Genomic DNA, 17,109 nt, shown 5'->3' with positions numbered 1-17,109 from the left:
GGTGCCGTTCGGCGTTTCGTGTGGAGGAGGCCGGGAGCCAGGCGCTCGGCGGGCCGGCTACCGGGGCAACGTGTCCAGCGCGGCCGCCAGGCCGTCGTCCGTGACGCCCCCGGTGATCTCGCTCGCGGCGTCGACCACGTCGGACGGGGCCTGCCCCATCGCGACCCCGCGGCCGGACGTGGACGCCCAGCGCAGCATGTCGATGTCGTTGCGGCCGTCACCGGCGGCGAAGACCCGGGAGCGCGGGATGTCGAACCACTCGCGGACACGTTCCATGGCGGTGGCCTTCGTCACGCCCTCGGGAGCGATGTCGAGCCACGCGGTCCAGCCGACGTTGTACGAGACCTTGTGCAGGCCCATCCGGTCGACGATCTGCAGGAACTCCTCGAGCCCGTGCTCCGGTGAGATCACCACGACACGGGTGGCCTGCACGCCGAGCAACTGCTCGAAGGGCACGTGCGACCCGTGCTTCGTCATGGCGTCGTCGGGGAACTGCCCGGAGAGCAGGTAGCGGCCATCGGGCGACTCGACGCCGTACGCGCCGTTCGTCAGGGCACCGCGGATGGTCTGCAGGACGTCGGTCGGGTCGAAGGTCTCGACGTGGACGCGCACGTAGCCGTCGATCGCGCCGGCGGCGGTGGAGCGACGCAGGGTCACGGCGCCGTTGGCACAGACGAGGTACTCGGGCTGGATGCCGATCTTCTCGAGCACCGGCACGGTCATGCCCTCGCTGCGGCCGGTGGACAGCATGACCTCGTGCCCGGCGGCTGCTGCGGCCTGGATGGCGTCGACGGTGGCCTGGGTGACGATGCCGTCCTCGCGCATCACGGTCCCGTCGATGTCGAGGGCGACGAGCCAGCGCTTGACACGCGTCGTGGCCGCCGACCCGTGGGACGACACCTTGCCAGGGGTGCTGGTCATCGGGGTTCGATCACCTCGACGCCACCGAGGTACGGGCGCAGGACCTCGGGCACGACGACCGTGCCGTCCGCCTGCTGGTGGGTCTCGAGGATGGCGACGAGCCAGCGCGTGGTGGCCAGCGTGCCGTTGAGCGTGGCGACGGGGGCCGTCTTGCCGCTCTCGGTGCGGTAGCGGATGTCGAGGCGACGGGCCTGGAACGTGGTGCAGTTCGACGTCGAGGTGAGCTCGCGGAAGGTGCCCTGCGTGGGGACCCAGGCCTCGAGGTCGTACTTGCGCGCCGCACTCGTGCCGAGGTCGCCGGCTGCGGTCTCGATCACGCGGTAGTGCAGCCCGAGGTCCTGCAGCATCGACTCCTGGTACGCCATGAGCTTGGCGTGTTCGGCGTCGGCCTGGTCCGGGTGGACGTAGGAGAACATCTCGAGCTTGTTGAACTGGTGCACGCGGAGGATCCCGCGGTTGTCGCGGCCCGCCGACCCGGCTTCGCGCCGGTAGCAGGTCGACCAGCCGGCGTAGCGGAGCGCTTGGTCGTCCTCGGACGGGAACGCCAGGATCTCGTCGGCGTGATAGCCGGCCAGAGCGACCTCGCTCGTGCCGGTCAGGTAGAGGTCGTCGGCTTCGAGCCGGTAGACCTCGGCCGCGTGCTCGCCGAGGAAGCCGGTGCCGGCCATCGTCTCCGGGCGCACGAGCGTCGGCGTGATGAGCGGGACGAACCCGTGCTGGACCGCACGGTCGAGCCCGAGGGACATCAGCGCGATCTCGAGCCGGGCGCCGAGGCCCTTGAGGAAGTAGAAGCGCGAGCCGGAGACCTTGACGCCGCGGGCGATGTCGATGATGTCGAGCGCCTCGCCGAGGTCGGCGTGGTCCTTCGGCTCGAAGGCGAACTCCGGCTTGGTGCCGACGGTCCGCAGCGTGACGAAGTCGTCCTCGCCACCGGCCGGGACGCCGGGCAGGACGACGTTCGGGATCGCGCGGACGACCCGGTTGAAGGTCTCCTCGGCGGCGGTCGCGGTGGCCTGTGCCTCTTTCACACCGGCGGCGAGCGCCTGGGCCTGCTGCACGAGCGCGGCCTTCTCGTCCTTCGGGGCCTTCGCGACGGTCTTGCCGAACGCGTTCTGCTCGGCACGCAGGGCCTCGTACGCGGTGATCGCGCTCCGCCTGGCGGCGTCCGCCGCGACGGCCTCGTCGACGACGTCGACGGAGGCGCCGCGCGCAGCCTGTGAGGCCTTGATGACATCGGGTTCGTCGCGCAGCAGCTGTGGGTCGATCACCGGTCCATCCTAGCCAGGGCCACCTGCGGCCTCGGGGCGGAGGAGGTCGATGCAGTCCCCATCCCCCGCATCCATCCTGGCCAGGCCCCGGTGACCAACAGATGGACTGGAGGCTCGTGGCGGCGCCGCCACGAGCCTCCATTCCGTCTCGTGTACAGACCGCGGGACGGCGCGCGCTCCACAGGGCCATCCCGGTACGGTCTGTTGCATGTCATCGCCCTCGGAGACCGCGTCCGAACACCAGGACGCCCTCGCCCCAGAGCGGCAGACCGCCGCCGTCATCTACAACCCGGTCAAGGTGGACCTGCCGAAGCTCAAGCAGACGGTGGAGCAGCACCAGCGCGAAGCGGGCTGGAACGAGACCCTGTGGTTCGAGACCTCGGAGGAGGACCCGGGCGGCGGGATGACGCGGGAGGCCCTCGAGGCCGGCGCCGACGTCGTCGCTGCCGCCGGCGGTGACGGCACCGTCCGTGCCGTGGCCGAGGTCGTGCACGGCTCCGACGCGGCCCTCGCCCTGCTGCCGAGCGGTACGGGCAACCTGCTCGCGCGGAACATCCCCGCGCCGATCGACGACCTCCGTGCCAGCGTGCACACGATCTTCCACGGCGACGAACGCGCCATCGACTTCGGCACCGTGCGGGTCGAGCGCCCGGGCGGTGCCCGCGAGGAGTTCGGCTTCCTCGTGATGGCCGGCCTCGGGCTCGACGCCCGGATGCTCGCGAACACGAAGCCCGAGCTGAAGAAGAAGGTCGGCTGGCTCGCCTACGTCGACTCGCTGGTCCGCTCGCTCCGGGACGCCGACGCGTTCGAGTTCCGGTACCGCCTGGACGGCGAGGGCAACCGCTCGGTGCGCGCGCACTCCCTGATCGTCGGCAACTGCGGCATGCTGCAGGCCGGCGCCACCCTGCTGCCCGACGCCGAGATCGACGACGGCGTGTTCGACATCGTCGTCATGCGGCCCCGCGGGTTCTTCGGCTGGGTCCGGATCGCCGCCCGGATGCTGTGGGAGAACGCGATCCTGCGCTCGTTCCGCCGGTCCGCCCTCGGCCAGACGGCGATCGGCAAGCGCATCACGACCCGTGCGCGCGAGGAGCGCCCGCTGCGCTACCTGCGCGGCGAGGAGTTCACCGCGCGGCTGGAGCGTCCGGACGAGTTCGAGATCGACGGCGACCCGGTGGGCGAGGTCGTGGCCTTCCGCGCCGCGATCGACGCCGGTGGGCTGCGGGTGAAGGTCGCCGGACCCGAGGACCAGACGCGCTCGACGCGGCAGGTCCGGGGCGCGCACCGCCGCTGAGGTCGGGGCGCGTCAGCGCGCGTCGGGCTCGCCGGCGAGGATCGCGCTGAGCCACTCCCGCGCCTCGACGAACGCGGCGTCCGAGTAGCGCAGGGACACGTCGGTCTCCTGCCGGTCCGCCCGCGGGTACGACCCGAGGAACGTGACGCGGGGGCTGAACCGGCGCAGACCGAGCAGGGCGTCGGCGACCCGTTCGTCGCGCACGTGCCCGTCGAGGTCGATGACGAACCGGTAGCGGCCGAGCTCGTCGCCGATCGGCCGCGAGGACAGCAGCCCCATGTTGATGCCCCTGGTGGCGAACTGCTCGAGCATGTCGACGAGGGCGCCGGGGTGGTCGGCTGGCAGCTCGACGATGACGCTCGTCTTGTCCGAGCCGGTGCGCTCGGGGATCGAGAGGGTCTTCGACACGAGCACGAACCGGGTCACGGCGCTGCTGTTGTCCCCGATCGACTCCGCGAGCACGGCCAGGTCGTGGTGGTCGGTGATGCCGGGCGGGGCGACGGCGGCGTCGGCGGTCGGGACCGCGTCGAGGAGTGCCACCGCGGCGGCGACGTTCGAGGACGCCGGGATGTGGCCGTGGCCGGGGACGTTGGCCTCGAGCCAGCGGTGCGTCTGGGCGTAGGCGACGGGGTGCGCGTTCACCGTGCGGACGTCGGCGAGCGCCGTGCCGTGCCGTGCGACGAGCACGAAGTCGACGGGGACCAGGTACTCCCCCACGATCCGCACGCCGGGGATCCGGGCGAGGGCGTCCTGCGTGGCGCTGACCCCGCCGTCGACGCTGTTCTCGATCGCGATCACGGCGCCGACCGAGCGCCCGGACATCACGTCGTCGAGCGCCTCGCCGACGTTGTTGACGCTGCGCCAGGGCTTGCCGGCCGCGGCCTCGACGAGCTTCAGGGCCGCCTCGGTGAACGTGCCGGCCGGTCCGAGGTAGCTGTAGGTGTCGGACTCGACCTCGGGCTCGTTCATGCTGCCGAGCCTATTGCCCGGTGGGCCTACTGCCCGGTGAGCCGCGCCTCGCACAACGCGGTGTCGTCCTCGTCGCGCGGGTACGTCAGCGCGGCGAACCGCCCGTCGGGGTCGAGCGTCGTCAGGAGGGACTTCGCGATGCCGTCGAGCTGCACGACCTGCTCCTCGGACAGGGCGTCGATGACGAACCGCCGTGCCGTGCGGACGTGGTCGGGTGCTGCCTCGACGATCGTGGCGTACCCGGCGTCCGTCAGTCGGACGTCGGTCGCCCGGCGGTCGTCCTCGGACGGGCACCGCGACACCAACCCGCGCTTCTCGAGCCGGGACACCACGTGCGACAGCCGCGGCAGCGAGGCGTTCGTGGCCGAGGCGAGCGCCGACATCCGGAGCGTGCGGGTGTCGGTCTCCGAGAGCATCGCGATGACCATGTAGTCGAAGTGCGTCAGGTCGGCGTCCCGCTGGAGCTGCTGGTCGAGCGCCGCGGGCAGGAGCTCCATGACGGCGACGAGCTTCATCCAGGCGCGCAGCTGCTCGCGCGTCAGCCAGGGCGTCTCGTCGGTCATGACCCCATCCTACGAAATGGTTGTCGTTTCAACCACTGTTCCGGCGGATCTCCGTGACATCACTGAGCCGACGACGAGTGCGGCGACCACGACGACCAGCAGCAGGCCCTCGACGAGCAGCAGTCGGCCCGTGTAGTCGAACGGCACGACCGTGGCGTTCTTCGCCCCGTGGGCCTTCGCCGCGATCTCCGGCACGACCACCAGGGCGAGCACGCTGCCGAGCACGACCGCGGTCTGCACGACGACGAGCACCCACACGCGCAGGGCCCGACCGGCCCGTCGCAGCCCGAGGCCGACGAGCACCACGAACGGCGACAGGATCGCGTCGTGCAGGATCACCGCGGCGATGAGCCAGACCGCGAGCCCGCCGATGCGGTTCGGCTTGACGGTGGTGACGAGGACGTACGCCCCGAACGCCAGCACGAGCACGCCGAGGACGACGAGCACGATCCGGGCGGCCCTCACGAGCGCACCTCGATCCGCTCGATCCACTTGGTCTGCAGCACGCCGGGCCGCCCGGGAGCGATGATCCGCGCCGGGAACCCGTGGTCGAGGTCGAGCGTCGCACCGTTCAGCTCGAGCGCGACGAGCGTGGTCGGGTCGGCCGCGTACTCCGGCCCCATGTCCATCACCCGGTACCCGCCGTGGCGTTCCAGGCTCGTCACACGGACGTCCGAGGACGGCTCCGCCTGCACGGCCGCGAGCAGGTCACGCATCCTGACGCCCTTCCACCTGGCCATCTGGCTCCAGCCCTCGACGCACGAGATCGGCAGCGCCACCTCGGTCATGCCGAGCGCGACGAGCTCCGCGCGGGAGAACGTCCGCGTCACGTCCCGTCCGACGACGGTGAGGGTCCAGTCGGCGGCGGTCGCGGTCGCGAGCACCCCGGCGGCGCGCGCGGTGCGGTTCACCGGCAGGCCGGCCGGACCGAGGCCGCGCTGCCGCGGTGCGAAGACGTTGAACGGCTCGCCGAGGCGCGAGGACTGCCCGACGGTCAGCACGACGACGCCGGCGGTGGCCGCCGCGACGCCGGCGAAGAAGCCGCGTCGGGCGATCCGCTCACGTCGACCGGTGGTCGCGGTGGGCGACGGACGGGAGGCTCGGGGCGGCTCCGCCCCGTCGGTCGCGCTGGCAGCGGGGGCACCGTCGACCCAGCGCAGCACGCGACCCACGAGCCCCCGGGGGTACGTGGCGGACGCGGGACGAGCCTCCTGGCTGTACGGGGGCAGCTCGCTGCCCACCGTGTCGTCGCGGACGAAGCGGCCCTCGGCGTCGTAGGAGTCCTTCGCACGCCAGTACCGGACGATGATCGGCAGCTTCGTGGCGATGTGGATGACGAGCGAGCCGATGAGCACGTACGACAGCGCGTAGTGCACCTGGCGGAACGGGAACGGCCACGGGTACCACTGGTACGTGTTCACCAGGCCGGTGCCGACCTGCACGAGCGCCGCGGAGACGAACACCGCGATGGAGAGCCGCTCGAGCAGGTGCAGCACGCCACGCACGGGCGGGTCCTGCGCGAGCGCCGGCATCACCGTGTTGAGCTTGGCGAACAGGAGCGGGATGATCGCGATCCCCGCGGTGATGTGCAGGCCCTGCGTGAACTGGTAGAGCTGCGTCGGCCGGGTCGGGAACCGCATCCAGGGCAGCGGGTCCTGCAGGAAGTGGCTGAACAGGCCGGTGCCGAAGCAGATCAGGAAGGCGATGCCGAGCAGGCGTCCGAGGACCACCGCCGAGCGCGCGTTCCGGTTCGGGGACGCCAGTGCCGCGCGGCTGTCGCCCAGCAGGCGGCGGAGCATCGGTAGCCTCGACGGATCATGCGACTTCGTCACGGCCATCTGCTCCCGACCGTGCTCGCCGTGGTCGGCGTGCTGGCCCTGGCGGGCGTCATCGCCGTCGGCGTCACGCATCTGGGTTTCCTCCGGTCCGGTCATCGAACGTCATTCGTTGCGTGGACCCTGATCGCTTGGACGGTCTTCGTCATCGCGGTCGTCGCACTGCGGTTCGTCCCGGCCCGCCTGGTCACCATCATCGTCCTCGCGGGGGCCCTCGTGGTGGGGATCGCCGCGATGGCCGGGCCACCGAACACGAGCACCGACTCGGCGCGGTACTCGTGGGACGGCATCGTGCAGCATGCCGGGGTCTCCCCCTACGCGCACACCCCCCAGTCCGAGGCGTTGGCCCACCTGCGGCCCGAGTGGCTGTTCCCGGACAAGGTGGACGGCACGTGCGAGAACCTCAAGCCGCGGCTCCACGGGCTGGGTGACGGCGCGGACGGGCACTGCGTGGCGATCAACCGGGTGGACGTGCCGACGATCTACCCGCCGTTCGCCGAGATGTGGTTCGCGCTGGTCCGGTCGGCCGTGCCCGTCGCCGCGCAGTACTGGCCGTTCCAGCTCGCCGGGCTCGTCGTCTCGCTCGGCGTCACCGTCGGGCTGCTCCTGGTGCTGCGCCGCACCGGACGCCCCCTGTGGTGGGCCGCGATCTGGGCCTGGTCCCCGCTCGTCGCCGCCGAGGCCGTCACGAACTCCCACGTCGACGTCGTCGGGGCAGCGCTCGCCACCGGCGGTGCCGTGCTCGTCGCGTTCGGTCGGCCGATCTGGGGCGGGATCATGCTCGGCGCGGCCACGTGCACGAAGCTCATCCCGGCGATCGTGTACCCGGCGCTCCTGGGGCGGTGGCGAGCGTGGTGGTCGATCCCGGTCGGCATCGCGGTGTTCGGGCTGCTCTACGTGCCCTACGTCGCGTCCACGGGGACGAAGGTCCTCGGGTACCTGCCCGGCTACCTGACCGAGGAGGGCTACGAGGACGGGTCCCGGTTCGCCCTCGTGTCGCTGGTCGTCAAGGGCGACGCGGGCACCGTCGTGGTCGGGCTGGCCGTGCTCGTCGCCGCGGTGCTGGCGTGGCGGCTGTCCGACCCGAGCCGACCGTGGTCCGGCGAGGTGCTCATGATCGGCGTGACGTTCCTCGCCGTCACCCCGCGCTACCCCTGGTACGCCCTGCTGCTCATCCCGTTCGTGGCGCTGTCGGGCCGGTGGGAGTGGTCGGCGCTCGCGCTCGCGATCGCCGTGCGGGGGGCGTGGCCGAACGTCGACGCCTACCGCTGGTGGCTCGGCGGCGCCGTGCTCGTGATCGTCGTCGTCACGCTGATCCGGACCGAGCGGTCCGACTGGGTGCGGTGGCGGGACCGGCTGGTCCCCGGGCGGGACCGGCGGCTGCACGTATCATCGCTGCCATGACCGCCCGCGCACTCCCGTCGACGGGGCTCCTCCCCGCGTCAGCCGCCGGGGCTGCGTCGGATGCCGGGGCTGCCGGGGCTGCCGGGGCTGCCGGGGCTTCGCTGGCGCCCGGGGCTGCGCCCGGGTCCTCGGTGCTGCCGGCGTCCGGGCTGCTCCGCCGGGTGCGTGCCGAGTCCACGATCCCGCCGCGACCCCTGGGCGACGACGGGCTCGTCGACCGCTTCGGCCGCCGCGCCGTGGACCTCCGGGTCTCGCTGACCGAGCGCTGCAACCTCCGCTGCACCTACTGCATGCCGGCCGAGGGGCTGCCCGTCATCCCGACCGACGCGCTGATGACCGCGTCCGAGATCGAACGGCTCGTCCGCCTGGGCGCTGACCACCTCGGCGTCCGGAAGGTCCGCTTCACCGGGGGCGAGCCGCTGCTCCGCGCCGACCTCGTCGACGTCATCGCCCGGTGCGCCGCGCTCGGGGTGGAGCTCTCGCTGACGACGAACGCGATCGGGCTGGCCTCGCGCGCTGCCGACCTCCGTGCCGCCGGACTCGAGCGGGTGAACGTCTCCCTGGACACCGTCGACCCGGACGTGTTCGCCACGGTGACCCGGCGCCCGTTCCTCGCCCGGGTCCTCGACGGCATCGCGGCCGCCGCGGACGCCGGCCTCGGGGTGAAGGTCAACGCGGTGCTGCTCCGCGGCGTGAACGACCACCTGGCGCCGGAGCTCCTCGCCTGGTGCCTGGAGCGCGGCCACGAACTCCGCTTCATCGAGCAGATGCCGCTCGACCCCGGGCACGCCTGGGACGGCACCTCGATGGTCACCGCTGCCGAGACCCGCGAGCTCCTCAGCGAGCAGTACGTCCTGACGCCGGACACCGCGCCGCGCGACGGGGCTCCGGCCGAGCGCTTCCGGGTCGTCTCGCGGACCACCGGGCAGGACCTCGGCACCGTCGGCATCATCGCCAGCGTCACCGAGTCGTTCTGCGCCGACTGCACCCGCACGCGCCTGACCGCCGAGGGCCACGTCCGCAGCTGCCTGTTCTCCGACGAGGAGTCCGACCTGCTCGGGCCGATGCGCGCCGGGGCCTCGGACGCCGAGGTCCTCGACGCCTGGCGGCTCGCGATGTGGGCGAAGCCGCGCGACCACGGCGACGACCAGGACGGCATGGTGCACCCGGCGCGGGGCATGTCGGCGATCGGAGGATGACGATGACCACGATCCGGTTCTTCGCCGCTGCACGGGCTGCGGTCGGCACGGACGAGATCACCTCCGACGCCTCGACCCTCGCCGAGGCCCTGGGCAGCGTGGCGGCGGTCGACGCCGAGCGGTGGGCGTCGCTGCAGGAGCGGTGCTCGTACCTGGTCGACGGCGTCACCACCCGTGACCGGTCGACCTCGCTCGCCGGGGTCGGGCTGGTCGACGTGATGCCGCCCTTCGCCGGCGGCTGACGGGCGCTGCCCCGGCTCGCACCGTGCGCGTTCCCTCGGCCCGTGCGAGGTTCCGGCAGGCCCAGCGACCACGCACCGTGCGCGTTCCCTCAGCCGGTGCGAGGTTGACCACCCCGTGCGCGTGTACGACCCCGCACCACGTGGTCAACCTCGCACCACGCGCGAGCCGGAGCGCCGCGCCCCGCGCCGCGGCGCCCTACGGGCTCACCGACAGGACGATGAACGCGGCGAAGATCACCAGGTGCACGCCCCCCTGCAGCCGCGTCGCACGACCGGGCAGCACGGTGAGCACCGCGGCGACGATCGTCAGCGCGAGCAGCACGATCTGCGCCGACCCCAGCCCGAGCAGCAGCACCCCGTCGGTGAAGAACGACGCGACGGCGATCGCCGGGATCGTCAGGCCGATCGATGCCATGGCGGACCCCATCGCCAGGTTCAGGCTCGTCTGGACGCGGTTGCGCGCGGCCGCCTTCGACGCGGCGATCCCCTCGGGCAGCAGGATCAGCAGCGCGATGACGACACCGACGAACGAGGGCGGGAAGCCGACCGCGGCGACGCCGGCCTCGATCGCGGGCGACTCCACCTTCGCGAGCCCGACCACGGCGACGAGCGCCAGGAGCAGCAGCCCGAGCGAGGTCAGCGTCGCACGGCCGGAGGGCCGCTCGGCGTGGGCGTCCTCGGACTCGGCGAGCACCCCGCCCGCCTTGTTCACCGGCAGGAAGAAGTCCCGGTGCGCCACGGTCTGCGTCACCACGAACAGGCCGTAGAGCGCCAGGGACGCCAGCGCCACGAAGACGAGCTGCGCCGTCGTGAACGACGAGTCGTCGGTGCCGGTGGTGAACGTCGGCAGCACGAGCGTCAGCACCGCCAGCGCCGCGACGGTCATCGTGGCGGCCGAGGCGCCCTCCTGGTTGAAGCGCACGGTGTTGTGCCGCAGCGTCCCGATCAGGATCGCGAGCCCGACGAGCCCGTTCATCGTGATCATCACCGCGGAGAACACGGTGTCCCGCGCGAGCGTCTCGGCCTTCGGCCCGCCGGAGCTCGACAGCGTGATGATGAGCGCGACCTCGATCACCGTGACAGCGACGGCGAGCACGAGCGACCCGAACGGCTCGCCCACCCGGTGCGCGACGACCTCGGCGTGGTGCACCGCGGCGAGGATCGTACCCGCGAGCACAACGGCGACGACGACGACCGCCACCGTGCCGAGGTCGTGCATGATGAACGCCGGCACGAGCACGAGGGCGGCGACGATCGGCGTACCGACCGGCCAGGCCCGGAGGATCCTCGAAGTCATCGGGCAATCCTCCCACCGACGCGTCCGGCTCACCGACGCGTCCGGCTCACCGACTCGTCCGGCTCACCGACGCGTCCGGCTCAGCGACGTGGGGCGTAGACGTCCACCTCGTCCGGCCGCACCGCGATCCGCACGGTGTCACCGCTCGCCAGTCCGAGCCGGGCCGCCTGGGCCACGGTCACGTCGGCGACGAGCTCACCGGCCCGGACGCGGACCAGTCCGTCCTGCGGCTCGACCGCGCGCACCCGGCGCACCACCCCGTCGCCGTCCCGCGTGACGACGGCGGCCGTCGGGTGGTACGCGGCCAAGACCGTCCGGCCGGGAGGCTCGGTGCCGGTCCCCGACACCAGCTCGCCCCCGCCGTCGAGCGCGATCCCGGTCGCCGTGGCCGTCCCCGGGACGAGCGCGAGCCCGGAGAACGCGGCCCCGAAGGCGCTGGTCGGACGGCCGAGGACCTCGGCGGTGGTGCCGGTCTCGACCACGCGGCCGTGCTCGAGCACCACCACGCGGGACGCGAGCGCGACGACCTCGATCGGGTCGTGCGTGACGAGGACCGTCGGCCGGCCGGAGACCGCGGTGGCGAGGGCCGCGCGGACGTGCTCGCGGGCCTCGACGTCGAGTGCCGAGGTCGGTTCGTCGAGCAGCAGCACGGCCGGGTCCGCGGCGAGGGCCCGTGCGATCGCGACCCGCTGCGCCTGCCCGCCCGACAGGGAGCCGGGGTCGCGCGGTGCCAGGGCGAGCGCGTCGACGACCGTCAGGGCCGCGTCGGAGCGGAGCCGGGCCTCCCGTCCGTGCACACCGGAGGCGCGCGGACCGTAGGCGACGTTGTCGGCGACCGACAGGTGTGGGAAGAGGTCCGGGCGCTGTCCGACCAGGCCGACCCGGCGACGGTGGGACGGCACGTGGTGTCGTCCGTCGTCGACGGTGCGGCCGTCGATGGACACGGCGCCCGCGTCGAGGCGGACGAGGCCAGCGACGGCCTCGACGACGGAGGACTTGCCGGCGCCGTTCGGTCCGATGACGGCGAGGCACTCGTCGGGCCCGACCTCGAGCGTGACGTCGAGGTCGCGGTCCCGCAGGACGACGTGGGCGCGCAGACCGCTCATGCCGCCACCGGCCGGAGTCCGGAGCGGACGGAGGTCGCGCCGATGACGACGACCGCGACCACCACGAGGACCAGCGCCAGGGCGATCGCGGTGTCCGGGTCGACCTCGCGCTGCAGGTAGATCTCGAGCGGCAGGGTCCTCGTGACCCCCTGCAGGCTGCCAGCGAAGGTCAGCGTGGCACCGAACTCGCCGAGCGCCCGGGCGAAGCACAGCACCAGGCCCGAGACGATGCCGGGGAGGGCCCGTGGGAGCGTGACGGTGACCAGGACGCGGGTGGGACTCGCGCCGAGGGTCGCTGCGACCCGCTCGTACCGGTCGCCGCTGGTGCGGAGGGCACCCTCGACGGACGTGACCAGGAACGGCATCGCGACGAACGTCTGCGCCACCACGACCGCGGCGGTGGTGAAGGCGATCCGGACGCCGTGCGCGTCGAGGAAGCCGCCCAGGGGTCCGAGCCTCCCGAACGCCGCGAGCAACGCGAGCCCGCCCACGACGGGCGGGAGCACGAGCGGCAGCAGGACGACGGCCCGGGCCACGCCGACCCAGCGGGAGCGGACGCGCGAGAACACGACCGCGAGCGGCAGGCCGAGGACGAAGGCGATGCCCGTCGCGGCGGCGGCGGTGCCGAGGCTGAGGCCGAGCGCGGTCAGCGAGGCCGGGGACGTGACGAGCGTGGCGAAGGACCCCCACTGGACCCGGCCGACCATCGCGAGGACGGGCACGACGACGAACAGGCCGCCGAGGACTGCGGGGACGGGGAGCCACCAGGGGGTCCTCACGGGGCGGTCGCCGTGCTCACGGGGTGCCGAACCCTGCATCAGCCAGGACCTGCTGTCCATCGTCCGATCGGACGTACGCGCTGAACGACCGGGCGAGATCGGCGTTCGCTGTGCCGTGCACGACGCCGATCGGGTCCGTGTTCACCGCCCGTCGTGCCGCGTCGAAGGGGACCCCGTCGACCTTGCCGCCCGACCCGCGGACGTCCGTGACGTAGACCAGGCCCGCGTCGGCCTGACCGGACGCGACCTTGCCGAGGACGTCGGTGACCGACTGCTCCTCGCTGACCGGGCGCAGCGTCACGCCGGCTGCCTGCTCCACCTGCTTCGTCGCCGCGCCGCACGGCACGGGGGCGGCGCACGTGACGACCTGCAGGCCGGGGGCGGTCAGGTCGTCGAGGTCGTGGATGCGCTCCGGGTTGCCGGGGGCGACGGCGATCTGCAGGGTGTTCGTCGCGAAGGGCTCGGCGCTGCCGTCGATCAGGTCGGCGGCGGTGAGCTTCCGCATGTTCGGCTCGTCGGCGCTGGCGAACACGTCGGCGGGGGCGCCGTTCTGGATCTGCGTGACGAGGTCGCTCGAGCCGGCGAACGAGAACCGCACCGTCGTGCCGGGGTGAGCCCGCTCGTAGTCCTTCCCGAGCGTGGTGAACGTCTGCTGCAGGCTCGCGGCGGCGAAGACCGTGATCGTGCCGGTCGGGCTGCCGGTCGGGCTGCCGGTCGGGCTGCCGGTCGTCTGGCTCGTGCTGCTGCTCGTGCTCGTGCTCGGCGCCTGGTTCGCGCTGCACCCGGTGAGCAGCGCCAGGGTGGCCGCCGTGACGGCGACCGTGGTGGTGGTCCTGGTGAGCACGGTGCGCCTCCTCTGGACGCAGGCGCGCCTCGACGACTCCAACTTAGCCGCAGGTGCGCCTCAGATGGTGGGGAGGCCCTCGCGTTCCCACGCCTGCATGCCGCCGTCGAGCACCACCGCGGTGCGGCCGGACGCGGTCGCCTCAGTGGCCCAGGCGACGGCCCGGGGTCCGCGGGCGCACACCACGACGACCTCGCGCCCGTCGTCCGCCGGCAGGTCCTCCGGCGACACGGCGCCCGGCACGACACCCTGCGCGCGCTCCGCCGGCGTCCGGACGTCGACGACGAGCACGTCGTCCGCCGGGTCGGCGATCCGGGCGGCGAGCGCGGACGGGGCGATCCGAGTGAGCACGGTGTCGTCGGTGGGCAGGTGCTGCGCGGGACGACGGGACGCAGGTCCGCGGCGGAGCGGGCTCTCGGTCCAGCGCCACCGACGAGCGTCGACGCTGAGCACACGTCCGAGCAGGGGCTCACCGAGGCCGGCGACCAGGGCCGTGACCTGCGCGGCCATCACGGAGCCGACCGCACCGCAGAGCGCGGGCAGGACACCGTCGAGCGCGCACGAGCCCTCGTCCGGCTGGACGTCCGGGTGCAGGTCGTGGAAGTCGACGACCCGGTCGTCGAACACGGTGACCTGCCCGTCGTACCCGAGGGCACTCCCCCAGACGAACGGGACGTGCTCCTCGGCGCAGGCGTCCGAGACGGCCCGGGTGACCAGGAGTGAGTCGGCGGCGTCGACGACCACGTCGTGCCCGGCGACGAGCCCGGCGTGGAAGCGCTCGACGACGGCGTCGACCTGGCACTCGGGGTCGACGGCCGCGGCGCGCTCGGCGGCGACCTGGGCCTTGGGACGCCCGACGTCCGCCGCGGTGAAGAGCGTCTGCCGGGCGAGGTTCGACGGGTCGACGACGTCGGGGTCGACGATCGTCAGGCGGGCGATGCCGCTGCCCGCGAGGTACGCGACGACCGGGGCACCGAGGCCGCCGGCGCCGACGACGAGGACCCGGGCGGCCGCGAGTCGCTCGAGGGTGCGGTCACCGCCGGCGTCGAGGGCGGCCGTGCGGGAGCCCAGGCGGCGGCGGGACGGGGTCAGCGGGGCCGGAGCCGGAGCCGGCGTGAGCGGGGCCGTGCCTGGCGTGCGCGGGACCGCGCCTGGCGTGGGCGGGGCCGTGTCGTCAGTCGTCGTCATCGGGGGTCTCCACCGTCACCATCGTGGCCTTGACCGAGGCGACGGCCACCGACCCGACCTCGAGCCCGAGGTCGCGGACGGCCTCGGCACTCATGAGCGAGACGACCCGGTGGGGCCCGCACTGCAGTTCGACCTGCGCCATCACGGTGTCCGCGACGACCTCGGTCACGATCCCCACGAAGCGGTTGCGCGCCGAGCTCCTGACGGACGACGACGGGTCCGGCAGCGCTCCGCCGTGGGCCTTCGCGTGCACGGCGAGTTCGCGTCCGTCGACCACCGCGCGACCGGCGTCGTCCGAAAGACGCGAGAACGTCCCGGCGTCCACGAGGCGCCGGACCGTGTCGTCGCTCACCCCGAGGTACTGCGCCGCGTCCCTGACCCGCAACCGACTCATCCCCGGATGCTAGCGGTTCTGCCGGGTGCGACACCCCTCGGGTGGACCCGTCGATCTCGGGGAGGGCTCCGAACCACAATGTGACATTCTCAGGAGCACGGGGTAGACCGTCGGGTCGCCGCCCAGGGGCCGCCGCTACCGTCGGCCCCGTGAGTTCCCCGCGTACCGGCACCATCGGCGTGCCCCGCCAGGTGTCCGCTCCCGAGGTGCGGACCCGGCTGCGCGGCGTGTCCGGCGCGATCGGCCTGGCCGTCGTGCGGACGCCGGAGCTCACCATCGGCGCCCTGGCCGTCCTGGTCACCGCGGCCTTCTCGTGGGTGCCGTCACTCTGGTACGACGAGGCCGCCACGGTCACGAGCGCCCAGCGGTCCTGGGCCCAGCTCTGGGCCGAGCTGCACTCCGTCGACGCCGTCCACGGCCTGTACTACGCCCTCATGCACGCGTGGTTCTGGCTCGTCGGCTACACGCCGTTCACCCTCCGCTTCCCCAGCGCGCTCGCGATCGGCGTCGCCGCGGCCCTCGTCGTGGCACTCGGTCGGCGCCTCGGCGGTCGGCGGCTCGGCATCGTCGCCGGCCTCGTCTTCCTCGCCCTGCCCCGCGTGCAGTGGGCCGGGTCCGAGGGCCGTCCCTACGCCACGATCACCACGCTGTCGGTGTGCCTGACCCTGGTCGGACTCACCGCCGTGCGTCGCACGCGGTCGCGACACCACGCCACCCGCTGGTGGATCGCCTACGGGGCGCTCGCCCTGGTGGCGGTCACGTTCAACGTCTACCTGTCGCTCGCCGTCGTCGCACACGCCGTCGTCCTGCTCTGGACCGTGCTCGCGCGCCGGTCCGAGATCCGCCGAGCCAACATGTCGGTGCGCACCGTCCTCGCTCCACCGCTCGTCCCGGGTCGTGCACTCGTGCGCTGGGGCATCGCTGCCGCTGCCGCTGCCTTCATCGCCTCGCCGTTCGTGCTCGCGGTCGTGTCGCAGTCCAAGCAGGTCGGGTGGATCGCGCCCGTCGGCGACCGCACCATCGCGCAGGTCTTCGCCACGGCGTGGTTCGGCGCAGACGACGCGACAGCCGCCGTCGCCTGGACGCTGATGGCCGTCGGCGTCGTGGCTGCGGTCATCCAGGCACGTCGTCCCTCCCCCACCGTCCGGGCCCTCTTCCGGATGCAGGCCGTCCGGGTCGCGCTCCCGCTCATGGTCGTCCCCACCGCGGCGCTCGTCGGTGCCACGGCGCTGGGTGAGCACCTGTACTCGCCGAAGTACGCCACGCTGAGCCTGCCCTTCGTCGCGATCCTCATCGCCCTCGCGGTCACGCTCCTGCGCCCGAAGGCGTGGCTCGCGGGGTCCGTGGCGTTCCTCCTCGTCCTGTCGATCCCCGCGGGCATCGCGGTCAAGCAGCCGATGGCGAAGCAGGACTCGACCTGGGCCAAGGCAGCCTCGATCATCGCCACCGCGCGGGACGCCCGTCCGGACGCCGACGAAGGCGTCGTGTTCGGCAGCGTCTACGGGCACCCCGGCGCCACGGCGGACATCATCCGGATCTCGTACCCCTGGGCGTTCACCGGCATGACCGACCTGGGCGTCCGGAAGAACGGCGCCGAGACCGGCGTGCTGTGGAACCGCACCGGCGACGTCGCCACGACGGTGCCCGCACGGCTCGGGGACATCGACACCGTCTGGTTCGTCGGCGGGACCTCCCGCAACAAGGAACCGAAGACCACCGAGGTGCTCGAGCAGCACGGCTTCGTGGCCGAGCAGCGCTGGAAGACCGGGACGGTCATCATGACGGAGTACGTCCGCGTCCGCTGAC

The 17,109-nt window shown here is 73.0% G+C and carries 17 protein-coding genes; 5 read left to right on the top strand and 12 right to left on the bottom strand.

Going from position 1 to position 17,109, the window contains the following annotated elements:
* Positions 1-57: 57 nt before the first annotated feature.
* Both BIU98_RS15055 and serS read right to left on the bottom strand, forming a co-directional pair.
* Positions 58-921 carry an HAD family hydrolase gene (locus BIU98_RS15055; protein ID WP_071278301.1) on the bottom strand — a complete coding sequence of 288 codons (864 nt, stop codon included), beginning with the start codon at positions 919-921 and terminating at the stop codon, positions 58-60.
* A complete protein-coding gene (gene serS, locus BIU98_RS15050) occupies positions 918-2,189 on the bottom strand; it encodes a serine--tRNA ligase (protein ID WP_071278299.1) in 1,272 nt (423 codons plus the stop codon). The genes BIU98_RS15055 and serS overlap by 4 nt, the downstream gene beginning before the upstream one ends.
* A 208-nt stretch (positions 2,190-2,397) precedes the next feature.
* Between serS and BIU98_RS15045 the strand changes: the two genes are divergently transcribed.
* Complete coding sequence (locus BIU98_RS15045; RefSeq protein WP_083393293.1) at positions 2,398-3,483, top strand: diacylglycerol kinase family protein; 1,086 nt, start codon at positions 2,398-2,400, stop codon at positions 3,481-3,483.
* Positions 3,484-3,495: 12 nt separating this feature from the next.
* Here BIU98_RS15045 and pheA read toward each other — a convergent pair whose 3' ends face one another.
* Genes pheA through BIU98_RS15025 form a run of 4 tightly spaced genes read right to left on the bottom strand, consistent with a single transcriptional unit; the run spans position 3,496 to position 6,925 of the window.
* Entirely contained in the window at positions 3,496-4,452 is a 957-nt protein-coding gene (gene pheA, locus BIU98_RS15040) for a prephenate dehydratase (protein WP_071278297.1), read from the bottom strand.
* A gap of 26 nt (positions 4,453-4,478) precedes the next feature.
* Positions 4,479-5,015: a MarR family winged helix-turn-helix transcriptional regulator gene (locus BIU98_RS15035; protein WP_071278295.1), complete on the bottom strand. Its 537-nt coding sequence runs from the start codon at positions 5,013-5,015 to the stop codon at positions 4,479-4,481.
* Between the two features lie 9 nt (positions 5,016-5,024).
* Entirely contained in the window at positions 5,025-5,480 is a 456-nt protein-coding gene (locus tag BIU98_RS15030; RefSeq protein ID WP_071278293.1) for a hypothetical protein, read from the bottom strand.
* Complete coding sequence (locus BIU98_RS15025) at positions 5,477-6,925, bottom strand: molybdopterin-dependent oxidoreductase (RefSeq protein ID WP_254787938.1); 1,449 nt, start codon at positions 6,923-6,925, stop codon at positions 5,477-5,479. The genes BIU98_RS15030 and BIU98_RS15025 overlap by 4 nt, the downstream gene beginning before the upstream one ends.
* On the opposite strand from BIU98_RS15025, the gene BIU98_RS15020 reads away from it, so the two are divergent.
* From BIU98_RS15020 to BIU98_RS15010, 3 genes are read left to right on the top strand one after another with little or no spacing between them, the layout of a single operon-like run.
* Complete coding sequence (locus BIU98_RS15020) at positions 6,875-8,254, top strand: glycosyltransferase 87 family protein (RefSeq protein ID WP_175481379.1); 1,380 nt, start codon at positions 6,875-6,877, stop codon at positions 8,252-8,254. The two genes, BIU98_RS15025 and BIU98_RS15020, sit on opposite strands and share 51 nt — an antisense overlap.
* On the top strand, positions 8,251-9,453 hold the full coding sequence (gene moaA, locus BIU98_RS15015; protein WP_083393291.1) for a GTP 3',8-cyclase MoaA: 1,203 nt from the start codon (positions 8,251-8,253) through the stop codon (positions 9,451-9,453). Before BIU98_RS15020 ends, moaA begins: the two co-directional genes overlap by 4 nt.
* Before the next feature lie 2 nt (positions 9,454-9,455).
* On the top strand, positions 9,456-9,695 hold the full coding sequence (locus BIU98_RS15010; RefSeq protein WP_254787936.1) for a MoaD/ThiS family protein: 240 nt from the start codon (positions 9,456-9,458) through the stop codon (positions 9,693-9,695).
* Between the two features lie 196 nt (positions 9,696-9,891).
* Here the strand turns inward: BIU98_RS15010 and BIU98_RS15005 are convergent, their stop codons facing one another.
* The 6 genes from BIU98_RS15005 to BIU98_RS14980 all read right to left on the bottom strand — a co-directional run bounded on the left by BIU98_RS15005 (position 9,892) and on the right by BIU98_RS14980 (position 15,303).
* Positions 9,892-10,992, bottom strand: coding sequence for a calcium:proton antiporter (locus BIU98_RS15005; protein WP_071278287.1), 1,101 nt, complete (start codon positions 10,990-10,992; stop codon positions 9,892-9,894).
* An 80-nt stretch (positions 10,993-11,072) separates the two neighbouring features.
* Positions 11,073-12,098 carry an ABC transporter ATP-binding protein gene (locus tag BIU98_RS15000; RefSeq protein ID WP_071278285.1) on the bottom strand — a complete coding sequence of 342 codons (1,026 nt, stop codon included), beginning with the start codon at positions 12,096-12,098 and terminating at the stop codon, positions 11,073-11,075.
* On the bottom strand, positions 12,095-12,916 hold the full coding sequence (locus BIU98_RS14995) for an ABC transporter permease (RefSeq protein WP_071278283.1): 822 nt from the start codon (positions 12,914-12,916) through the stop codon (positions 12,095-12,097). Before BIU98_RS14995 ends, BIU98_RS15000 begins: the two co-directional genes overlap by 4 nt.
* Entirely contained in the window at positions 12,894-13,721 is an 828-nt protein-coding gene (gene modA, locus BIU98_RS14990; RefSeq protein ID WP_071278281.1) for a molybdate ABC transporter substrate-binding protein, read from the bottom strand. The genes BIU98_RS14995 and modA overlap by 23 nt, the downstream gene beginning before the upstream one ends.
* 60 nt (positions 13,722-13,781) lie before the next feature.
* Positions 13,782-14,909: a HesA/MoeB/ThiF family protein gene (locus BIU98_RS14985; RefSeq protein WP_083393290.1), complete on the bottom strand. Its 1,128-nt coding sequence runs from the start codon at positions 14,907-14,909 to the stop codon at positions 13,782-13,784.
* A complete protein-coding gene (locus BIU98_RS14980; RefSeq protein ID WP_071278279.1) occupies positions 14,896-15,303 on the bottom strand; it encodes a molybdopterin-binding protein in 408 nt (135 codons plus the stop codon). The genes BIU98_RS14985 and BIU98_RS14980 overlap by 14 nt, the downstream gene beginning before the upstream one ends.
* A gap of 149 nt (positions 15,304-15,452) precedes the next feature.
* Here BIU98_RS14980 and BIU98_RS14975 point away from each other — a divergent pair, with 149 nt between their 5' ends.
* Complete coding sequence (locus tag BIU98_RS14975; RefSeq protein WP_071278277.1) at positions 15,453-17,108, top strand: glycosyltransferase family 39 protein; 1,656 nt, start codon at positions 15,453-15,455, stop codon at positions 17,106-17,108.
* Position 17,109: the final 1 nt, after the last annotated feature.

The organism is Curtobacterium sp. MMLR14_010, assembly GCF_001865015.1.
Lineage (GTDB): Bacteria > Actinomycetota > Actinomycetes > Actinomycetales > Microbacteriaceae > Curtobacterium.
The sequence above is the reverse complement of the archived record's forward strand: the minus strand, read 5'-3'. Positions and strand labels throughout refer to the sequence as shown.

Excerpts from the sequence above, each read along its gene's own strand:
- BIU98_RS15055 (WP_071278301.1), bottom strand. The coding sequence starts at position 921 with ATGACCAGCACCCCTGGCAAGGTGTCGTCCCACGGGTCGGCGGCCACG.
- BIU98_RS15045 (WP_083393293.1), top strand. The coding sequence starts at position 2,398 with ATGTCATCGCCCTCGGAGACCGCGTCCGAACACCAGGACGCCCTCGCC.
- pheA (WP_071278297.1), bottom strand. The coding sequence starts at position 4,452 with ATGAACGAGCCCGAGGTCGAGTCCGACACCTACAGCTACCTCGGACCG.
- BIU98_RS15035 (WP_071278295.1), bottom strand. The coding sequence starts at position 5,015 with ATGACCGACGAGACGCCCTGGCTGACGCGCGAGCAGCTGCGCGCCTGG.
- BIU98_RS15025 (WP_254787938.1), bottom strand. The coding sequence starts at position 6,925 with ATGCGTGACGCCGACGGCGATGACGCCCGCCAGGGCCAGCACGCCGAC.
- moaA (WP_083393291.1), top strand. The coding sequence starts at position 8,251 with ATGACCGCCCGCGCACTCCCGTCGACGGGGCTCCTCCCCGCGTCAGCC.
- BIU98_RS15010 (WP_254787936.1), top strand. The coding sequence starts at position 9,456 with ATGACCACGATCCGGTTCTTCGCCGCTGCACGGGCTGCGGTCGGCACG.
- BIU98_RS15005 (WP_071278287.1), bottom strand. The coding sequence starts at position 10,992 with ATGACTTCGAGGATCCTCCGGGCCTGGCCGGTCGGTACGCCGATCGTC.
- BIU98_RS15000 (WP_071278285.1), bottom strand. The coding sequence starts at position 12,098 with ATGAGCGGTCTGCGCGCCCACGTCGTCCTGCGGGACCGCGACCTCGAC.
- BIU98_RS14995 (WP_071278283.1), bottom strand. The coding sequence starts at position 12,916 with ATGCAGGGTTCGGCACCCCGTGAGCACGGCGACCGCCCCGTGAGGACC.
- BIU98_RS14985 (WP_083393290.1), bottom strand. The coding sequence starts at position 14,909 with ATGACGACGACTGACGACACGGCCCCGCCCACGCCAGGCGCGGTCCCG.
- BIU98_RS14980 (WP_071278279.1), bottom strand. The coding sequence starts at position 15,303 with ATGAGTCGGTTGCGGGTCAGGGACGCGGCGCAGTACCTCGGGGTGAGC.